This is a genomic window from Streptomyces sp. CO7 (assembly GCF_053474865.1).
On record NZ_JBRIOU010000002.1, the window covers coordinates 163,023 to 164,877 of the forward strand.

Consider the following 1,855-nt stretch of genomic DNA (forward strand, 5'->3'; position numbering starts at 1 on the left):
CCCGGGGACCCCGGGTGGGGACTGTCGGTGCACCGGGGCATAATTCGTGCCCGGCATAAGTCCGATTTCGATATCATCCCCCGGTGGCGAAGCCGGACGACCCCGAGGTCGCTGACCTGCCGGAGGTCTTCGCAGGCGGTGGTTGTCATGAGGGACGCCGCACCGTCGGGCCGGCACTTCGCCGGCCGCCCCAGGCAGGCTCACCGACGCGCGCGGCCCTGGTGCACACCGTCGGGCCGACGTCGGCCCCGGCGCGTGACTACTGAGAGAAGGAACCCTTTCCATGAGCACTGACACGGGCTCACCTCCCGCGTCCGAAGCCGGTCCGCAGGCGGCGGACAAGCTGGACAGCGGCGTTCTCAAGATCGCCGGTGTGGTCGTCCTGGGCGCCATCATGTCGATCCTCGACGTCACCGTGGTCAGCGTCGCGCTGCCCACCCTGATGAACGAGTTCGACGCGACGTACGCCACCGTCGCCTGGACGATGACGGCCTACACCCTGGCCCTCGCCGCGGTCATCCCGATCACCGGCTGGGCGGCGGACCGGTTCGGCACCCGGCGTCTGTACCTGGCCTCGATCGTGCTCTTCGTCGGTGGTTCGGCGCTGTGCACCCTCGCCTGGGACATCGGCCCGCTGATCGCCTTCCGTGCGTTGCAGGGGCTCGGCGGCGGCATGCTGATGCCGCTGGGCATGACGATCATGACCCGGGCCGCCGGCCCGGAGCGCGTCGGCCGCGTCATGGCCGTGCTGGGCGTGCCCATGCTGCTCGGCCCGATCGGCGGCCCGATCCTCGGCGGCTGGCTGATCGAGGCGGCCAGCTGGCAGTGGATCTTCCTGATCAACGTCCCGATCGGTGCGATCGCCCTGGTCAGCGCGTGGATCGTGCTGCCCAAGGACAACCCGCAGCCTTCCGCGTCCTTCGACTTCGTCGGCATGCTGCTGCTCTCGCCGGGTCTCGCCCTGTTCCTGTACGGCGTCTCCTCCATCCCGGAGGAGGGCACCGTCACCGCGACCAAGGTCCTGGTTCCGGGCGTGATCGGTCTGCTGCTCGTGGTGGCCTTCGTGGCGCACGCGCTGCGCAAGGCGGACGCGCTGATCGACCTCAGCCTGTTCAAGAACCGCAACGTGACCATCGCCGTGGTCACCATGACGCTGTTCTCGGTCGCGTTCATGGGCGCGATGCTGCTGTTCCCCAGCTACTTCCTCCAGGTCCGCGCCGAGGGCACCCTCAAGACGGGTCTGCTGCTGGCGCCGCAGGGTCTGGGCGCGATGCTGACCATGCCCATCGGCGGTCGCCTGACCGACAAGATGGGCCCGGGCAAGCTGGTGCTGGGCGGCATCGTCGTGATCGGCGCGGCCATGGCCGTCTTCACCCAGGTCGGCGCGGAGACCTCGTACGCCGTGCTGCTGGGCTCGCTGTTCGTGATGGGCATGGGCATGGGCGTCACGATGATGCCGATCATGTCCGCGGCCCTGAGCACGCTGACCGACCACCAGATCGCGCGGGGCTCGACGATGATGAACATCGTCCAGCAGACCGCGGGCTCGATCGGTACCGCCGTCATGTCGGTGATCTTCACCAACCACGTGCTCGACAGCAAGGCGGCCGGTGCGTACAGCGCCGTCATGCAGGGCAAGGTGCCCGTCGACCAGGTTCCGCCGCAGCTGCTCCTGCAGGGCAGGTCGGACCTGGCCGAGGCGTTCGGCAGCACCTTCCTGATCGCCCTGGTGCTGATCGCGGCCTGCCTGGTCCCGGCCCTCTTCCTGCCGCGCAACAAGCCCGCCGCGACGGCGGGCGAGGCGAAGGCCGCGGCCGTGCCGATGCACTGACCCGCAACCTCCGTCGGGCTGCCG

The 1,855-nt window shown here is 69.4% G+C and carries 1 protein-coding gene; it reads left to right on the forward strand.

Going from position 1 to position 1,855, the window contains the following annotated elements:
• The first annotated feature begins 283 nt into the window (after positions 1-283).
• Entirely contained in the window at positions 284-1,831 is a 1,548-nt protein-coding gene (locus ACOV8S_RS02645; RefSeq protein WP_448315895.1) for a DHA2 family efflux MFS transporter permease subunit, read from the forward strand.
• The last annotated feature ends 24 nt before the right edge of the window (positions 1,832-1,855 follow it).